8 protein-coding genes are annotated in these 6,939 nt (G+C 41.6%); 4 read left to right on the forward strand and 4 right to left on the reverse strand.

The annotated features are described in order from the left end of the window. Positions 1–453: 453 nt before the first annotated feature. On the forward strand, positions 454–1,113 hold the full coding sequence (locus VB693_RS28465; protein WP_323269201.1) for a Nif11-like leader peptide family natural product precursor: 660 nt from the start codon (positions 454–456) through the stop codon (positions 1,111–1,113). 266 nt (positions 1,114–1,379) lie between these two features. On the opposite strand, the gene VB693_RS28470 is transcribed toward VB693_RS28465, so the two are convergent. From VB693_RS28470 to VB693_RS28480, 3 genes are all read right to left on the reverse strand, one after another. Next, positions 1,380–2,966 carry a glucose-6-phosphate isomerase gene (locus tag VB693_RS28470; RefSeq protein ID WP_323269202.1) on the reverse strand — a complete coding sequence of 529 codons (1,587 nt, stop codon included), beginning with the start codon at positions 2,964–2,966 and terminating at the stop codon, positions 1,380–1,382. A 104-nt stretch (positions 2,967–3,070) separates the two neighbouring features. Continuing rightward, positions 3,071–3,328, reverse strand: a complete 258-nt coding sequence (locus VB693_RS28475; protein ID WP_190701904.1) for a cytotoxic translational repressor of toxin-antitoxin stability system — start codon at positions 3,326–3,328, stop codon at positions 3,071–3,073. 111 nt (positions 3,329–3,439) lie between these two features. Then, entirely contained in the window at positions 3,440–3,637 is a 198-nt protein-coding gene (locus tag VB693_RS28480; RefSeq protein WP_323269203.1) for a hypothetical protein, read from the reverse strand. 131 nt (positions 3,638–3,768) lie between these two features. Between VB693_RS28480 and VB693_RS28485 the strand changes: the two genes are divergently transcribed. Both VB693_RS28485 and VB693_RS28490 read left to right on the forward strand, forming a co-directional pair. Then, positions 3,769–4,902 carry a branched-chain amino acid ABC transporter permease gene (locus tag VB693_RS28485; protein WP_323269204.1) on the forward strand — a complete coding sequence of 378 codons (1,134 nt, stop codon included), beginning with the start codon at positions 3,769–3,771 and terminating at the stop codon, positions 4,900–4,902. Continuing rightward, entirely contained in the window at positions 4,892–5,674 is a 783-nt protein-coding gene (locus tag VB693_RS28490) for an ABC transporter ATP-binding protein (protein ID WP_323269205.1), read from the forward strand. Before VB693_RS28485 ends, VB693_RS28490 begins: the two co-directional genes overlap by 11 nt. Positions 5,675–5,876: 202 nt before the next feature. On the opposite strand, the gene VB693_RS28495 is transcribed toward VB693_RS28490, so the two are convergent. Next, positions 5,877–6,458: a metalloregulator ArsR/SmtB family transcription factor gene (locus tag VB693_RS28495; RefSeq protein WP_323269206.1), complete on the reverse strand. Its 582-nt coding sequence runs from the start codon at positions 6,456–6,458 to the stop codon at positions 5,877–5,879. A gap of 214 nt (positions 6,459–6,672) precedes the next feature. On the opposite strand from VB693_RS28495, the gene VB693_RS28500 reads away from it, so the two are divergent. Next, positions 6,673–6,849 carry a helix-turn-helix domain-containing protein gene (locus VB693_RS28500; RefSeq protein ID WP_190702199.1) on the forward strand — a complete coding sequence of 59 codons (177 nt, stop codon included), beginning with the start codon at positions 6,673–6,675 and terminating at the stop codon, positions 6,847–6,849. The last annotated feature ends 90 nt before the right edge of the window (positions 6,850–6,939 follow it).

A 6,939-nucleotide genomic window follows, 5' to 3' on the forward strand; every position in this document is an offset into this window, starting at 1 on the left:
CTCCTCCCAATTAGAACTGGACGTGCAACTTTAGCTGCATCCAGCTCCCGACAAACTTAATTGGTTAGAGCAGAGGAAAAGTAGAAATCAGGGTGAGTCAGGAAAATAAAAAGATTCTCTCCTGATTTTATATTAAGAAAAGTAACGATATCAAGTGAGCGATCGCACTGACTAAAACAACGTTATCTCACTGATTTTATATTAAGAAAAGTAACGATATCAAGTGAGCGATCGCTACATTGCCACGCAGCCAATCGCCTAACTTTAGTATTTAAATTAGTGTAAGTAATTTTAACTACAAGTTTTTCAAACCACGTTTATATGACACTTGTACCCTGTGTTCTTGAATTTACAAAAAGATTTTAATTAATACTGTCGAATAACCAAGCATATACTTATTACACTGGTATTTCAGCATACTGTCAAAGAAGTAAAGTAAAGGGCAGATGATTTATGTATTACCAGATTTGGAATTTCTTTTTAAAAGATGATGAATATGTTTGCTGGAAAGAAAAAATAAAACTTAACAATATTTATAGTAATTTTACATGGGGAAAAATTCATGATTTTTTTAGATTTGTTGAGAAGAATTTCTTCCTGAAGCATCAATTAGGAGAAACACAAAACCTGGCTCAATTTATTAACGTAGTAACCGAGAATGGTTACAATTTAACCGCAGAACAACTTGCTTGGTTTCTCGTTACCAGAAAACAGATTTGGGAATTTTTTGATTTAGCACAAAAAACACCAACCATAAAAGACGAATTGCTAGTAGCTAAAAATCCCCAGCAGTTTGTCTATATTGCTGCTAATTATGGTTATTACTTTACTGTAGATGAGTTAGCTTGGCTGTTAACTGAAATCAAGTCATCGCCTGAATTAGTACCCATCAATAACAGCGTGGGGGAGATTGATACTGTATCGAACTACGGCAAAATTGAAATAGGATACTGGATTTGGTTAGCCGAAGAATGGGGACTTGTCGCGCCGTTTTGTCATAAAGATCCGCCTTTAGCTTTCCTAGCCCAATACACTGACGATCCTTTTTTACCAGATCGCTGTTTTTTACCCAAGAGCTACTTTAATCAACATTTTGTTAGTCAAAGCAAATAGTAACTGCCCTTACTCTATTCTGTAATTCATCAAATAGCCTAAGTTGATAGGCATCATTAAACATAGAATAAAATCCCACTTTGTAGAGAGTGATTCATTGCTTAAAGCCAGGACTATCAGGACTAAAGTCCTTACTACAAACTTTAAATTATGTACTTCTATCTACTTAATTTCTATGTTGTATAGCAATTCTAAATCCTTCGTGAACGTCAAGAACCCCGGTTTCTCTGAGAAACCGGGGTTCTTTTCACATAGCAGTAGATTGATCAGGTAAGAGAAACTTTTAAACTGCTGGGTTGTGCAGGATTTCCCTGGAATACTACACCGCGTTGATTGGCTTCCAAGTGACGCAGAATTTTGTAAATAGCTTCAACATCATCAGCAACACCAGCCTTCTCAGCAATTTGTTCCAAAGAGAGGGGTGTTTTTTCTGTTTGCAGTAATCCTACTACTTTGGCTTGCAGATCCAAAATAGCCGCAGCCGCTTTTTTACCAGCTTCTACCCCTGGTTGGTGGTAAGCGTTAACATTGACCAAGCTAGCATACAAACCAACAGCCCGTTCATATAAAGCAACTAGTGCGCCTACAGTCCGGGGATTAACTTGGGGAATAGAAACTGTAATTGAATCGCGCTGATTTTCGTAAAGGGCTTGGCGAGTTCCTTGGAGAAAACCAGAGAGATAATCACCGGAAGTCACACCAGGATCGATTTCTGGAGATGCGCCGTTGCGGTCTTCTAAAACTTCAATTAAAGTAGCAAAGAAGTTGGGTACACCTTCACGCAACTGCTGCACGTAAGCGTGTTGGTCGGTTGAACCCTTATTACCATAAACGGCAATACCTTGATAAACAGTATTGCCGTCTAAGTCTTTTTCTTTACCCAAGGATTCCATGACTAGCTGTTGCAAATAACGACTGAACAACAGCAGACTATCCTTATAGGGTAAGACAACCATGTCTTTTTCACCCTTACCATTACCAGCAAAATACCAAGACAACGCTAGCAACGCCGCCGGGTTGTTTTTCACATCAGGAACGCGGGTAGCGTCATCCATTTCTTTTGCACCCTCTAGCATGGCGCGGACATCAATACCTTGCAATGCGGCGGGAACTAACCCGACAGTAGACATTTCTGAGGTACGTCCGCCCACCCAATCATACATAGGGAATCTTGCCAGCCAGCCTTCCGCTTTAGCTAATTTGTCTAAATTGCTATCAGCACTAGTAATGGCTACTGCATATTGAGCAAAGTCTAAATTTTGTCCAGCATAGGCTTTTTTGACTTCAATCATGCCATTGCGGGGTTCTGGTGTACCTCCAGACTTGGAGATAACTAGTACCAACGTGCTAGCAAGATGATTTCTGAGTTGAGTGAGAACCCGATCAATGCCCGCAGGATCGGTATTGTCGATAAAATGAATTTTTAGGGGTGGAAATTCCGGGGCGAGGGCTTCAGCAACAAATTGGGGGCCGAGAGCAGAACCACCAATCCCAATGGAAATAATATCTGTGAAGCGGTTGGCTTTGGGTGGATGAACAGCACCTGTATGAACTTTCTCCGCAAAGGATTCCAGTTGTTCTAAACTTTGAACAATTTCTTGTGTAAGTTCTGGAGTGGGTGCTAAATCTGGATTTCGCAACCAGTAGTGTCCAACCATGCGGTTTTCGTCAGGATTAGCGATCGCTCCCTTCTCTAATTCCGCCATATCCGCAAACGCTTTGTCAAACTTCGGCAGCAACGACTTCACGAAGGCATCATTAAAACGCATCCGACTAACATCTAGATACAGTCCTAATCCCTCGTGGAAATATAACCAATCTTGGTATCGTTGCCAAAGTGCCTTCGCATCCATAGGGAAATCTCTAGTAAAGTGTCCTTTACAATCAAGTGTAATGTAACGGTAGACGCATCCCTGCTTTGCCTTATACAGTTTTAAGTGTTGAGAAACTCTTGACCCTAAACATCTGGCATAGGTATGACCCGAAGAAATTTGACAATATCGCCCCTAATCTCTATGCCAACCAAATAATCATCTATAGTAAATCGATGAAAAATTCCTTCATCATCAAGTTGCCGTAGTTCTGCCAGAGAATGCAAAGTCCGCTTTTCGGCAAACTCAAAAAACACAAAATCATATACTCGCTGATAGGCAGCAGGTTCTAAATTCTTCAGGTCTACTAAAAAAGACCTGGCATAGCGCATTTCCAAATTCACTACGTTCACCTTTTTGGGGACTAGAGATTGGGGACTGGGGATTAGGGACTGGGAAGAGGTAGAAGTTTTTTAAATTTTAAATTTTGAATTTTGAATTGATTTGTCCCAATCCTAGACAAACATCAACATCCTGACGGCTTCATCATGAGTTAAGATGTCCCACGGTTGCTGCGATCGCTTGACTTGTTGTATTGCATTTAGCATATAAAAGTCACAATGCAGCGCGTGAGTACAATTCCAAATGCTGTCAAGTTCTTCGTCCCCTAACTGCTCAATTAAGTGATGGATTCTAATTCTTAGCAAGTTCATCTATCGTTTACATAAACCAAAACACAAAGGTATTGTTCCCATAAATCTCTAATGGTTAACGAGGTTTCCCGCCTACAGAACTTTTCAAGACGAATTTTGAATTTTGAATTCGGAGCGCAGCGACGTGACCAATGATTGAATATATTATTTTTCTCGCAATTTCTACAGCAACCTTTGCCCTGTTTAGTTTAGGACTCAATTTACAATGGGGTTTTACAGGGTTAATTAACTTTGGTCATATCGCTTTTATGACTTTGGGTGCTTACACCACAGTATTGTTAAGTCTTCAAGGTGTGCCTTTATTGATATCAGCCCTGATTGGTGGAGTTGTGGCAGCTTTATTAGGTTTACTTATAGGTTTGGCAACTCTGCGCCTGCGCGAAGATTATTTGGCGATTGTCACAATTGGCACAGGAGAATTGATTCGCTTAGTAGTCAATAACCAAGAGTTACCTGTAGGTGATGCCTGGGTATCTGGGGCTTTTGGTGTGCAGAGTTATCCCATACCTCTATCGACACCGCCGAATTTGTTCTTTCGCTTGGGGATGATTGGTGTACTGACGCTACTGTTTGCGATTACTGTTTTTTCGTTGTGGCGGTGGATTCGGACTGCTCAAAAATTACAGATTACTGATTCAGGTTACAGAGTCGGTAATAAGCAAGAATTTACTTCGCGGTTGGTGGTGGGAAGCATCTTAGGCTTATTGGCAGGCGCGATTTATATTTCTGGGGTAATCACACTCTATAACTACATCCCTAAAGCGGGGTTAATGTTGTCCTCGCTGGTGGTGTTGGCCTTTGTATTCTGGCGGTTGGAATATTTAGTGCGATCGCCTTGGGGTAGAATTCTCAAAGCTATTCGTGAAGATGAAGAAATACCCAAAGCAATGGGTAAAAATGTCTTTTGGTACAAGTTACAATCCTTAATGTTAGGTGGTGCGATCGCAGGTGTCGCTGGTGCTTTCTTCGCTTGGCAAATCAGCGCGATTTATCCTGATAATTTCCAGCCACAACTGACTTTTGACTCGTGGATTATGGTCATTCTCGGCGGTTCTGGTAACAATATCGGCACAATCTTAGGCGCAGTCATTTACTTTGCCTACGATGCCATTACGCGGGAAGTCTTACCCCAAATTATTCCCCTTGATGCCGCACGTTTAGGTGCATTCCGCATCATGGTAATTGGTTTTATTTTGATGGTGCTAATGATTTGGCGGCCTCAAGGTATCTTAGGGAAAAAGGAGGAACTCACCCTTGGTAAATAACCAATCATCCCCACTTCCCTTATTAGCAGCTACTGGACTTTGCAAAAGCTTTGGGGGGATAAAAGCTGTCAGCGAAGCCCAAATAGAAGTCGCTAAAGGCAGCATCACCGGCTTGATTGGCCCCAATGGTGCTGGTAAAACTACTTTATTTAACTTACTCTCAAACTTCATTCATCCAGATAAAGGACGTGTGATTTTTGACGGCGAACCCATCCAAAACCTGCAATCCCACCAAATCGCCCAGCAGGGACTAGTACGGACTTTTCAGGTAGCCCGTACACTCTCGCGGTTGTCAGTGTTAGAAAATATGCTGCTAGCAGCCCAAAAACAAACAGGCGAGAATTTTTGGCAGGTGCAGTTACAAACCCAAGTAGTAGCCAAAGAAGAGAAGCAATTAAAAGAAAGAGCAATGTCAGTGCTGGAATCCGTGGGTTTAGCGCAAAAAGCCTACGAATATGCTGGTGGTTTGTCTGGTGGACAACGCAAACTGCTAGAAATGGGTAGGGCGTTGATGACTGATCCCAAATTGATTTTGTTAGATGAACCAGCAGCCGGAGTTAACCCTAGATTAATTGATGATATATGCGATCGCATTCTCAATTGGAATCGTCGAGATGGCATGACTTTTCTAATTATTGAACACAATATGGATGTCATTATGTCCTTGTGCGATCGCGTTTGGGTGCTAGCCGAAGGCAGAAATTTAGCTGATGGTACACCCGCAGAAATTCAAAACAATGCCCAAGTGTTGGAAGCCTATTTAGGGCAATGAGGGAAGCAGGGAGCAGGGAGCAGGGAGCAGGGGAGCAGAGGAGAACACTAATAATTGATTAGTCTTGACTGAGAACTCACCACTAACCACTAACCACTAACCACTAACCACTAACCACTAACCACTAACCACTCACCACTCACCACTCACCACTCACTACTCACTACTCAGCACTCAGCACTCAGCACTCACTACTCACTACTCACAATCGCCAATAAACCCCATTGTCTCGCTGCATTAATTGATAGCCAATCAACTCCCGTCTTAAAGTTGCATAGTCAGCATGATAGGGTTTGAGAATGTCATTTACCTCACGTTCTGAGTAGTTAATTCCCAAGTCAAATTTGTTGGCTAACCACTTGAGAATCACTAACCGCTTTTTACGACTAGCCGGAATTTCTTTGAGCCGTTGTACTATATTTGTACTATTAGAGTCTACCTCTAAGTAGTTTTTCAAGACTTTGCTTTCCCAAGCTTCCGTATCTACATTCTCTATCAAAGAGGCCATTTGCTCAGGGGTGAAAATTTTCTTACTGATACTTTGTAAGACTTCGCTATCTAACTGGTATATACGACTGTTACCTTCTGGGCGCATTGTCACCAAATTTAACTCTTTGAGTTTTGCCAAATGATGAGAAACTGTAGGCTCTTTTAGCTGCATGAGTGCTGCCAATTCTTCGACGCTGCACTCTTGATTGGCTAAGATTCCTACAATCTTCAATCGACTCTCGTCAGCCAAAGCTTTGAAAAATTGCAATAGGGTCTTAAATTGCTCTTGTTTCATAATTTGTTATAATTCATTCGATCGCAATCTAATTAGAGCTAGATCGAATTACTGATGCGGTTCTCGTCTGATGCAGTACAAGCACTGCTTTGGTGAATTTTGAATTAATGTTAATTTTGCGATTTGTTCTGAGAAAAGTTGAGATTTCTTAAGTAGTTCTTTACATTTTGCTATGTTCAAACCATTATCGCGCCGAAGAAGAACGAATCGAGGTATGCCCAAGCCAGGTACTTCTCTTGTCCAGGCTGCTAGATTTTTGGGCATAGACCAAAGCAGTCTATATATGGCTTTGCAAAAAGGACAGATTCCCACTCATCGAAAAGATGGGCGGACGGTAATTAGTCAAGGTGCTTTAATGGAATATCAAGCCAGAAACAGACCTAACTTCTAAATGTTCCTGACTTTTCACGTTATGTGGAAAAGCTAACGCGAAACCTAACCCCCTAACCCCCTTCCCTACTAGGGAAGGGGAGAAAGATTT

Source organism: Anabaena sp. UHCC 0399 (assembly GCF_034931465.1).
GTDB classification, from domain to species: domain Bacteria; phylum Cyanobacteriota; class Cyanobacteriia; order Cyanobacteriales; family Nostocaceae; genus Trichormus; species Trichormus minutissimus.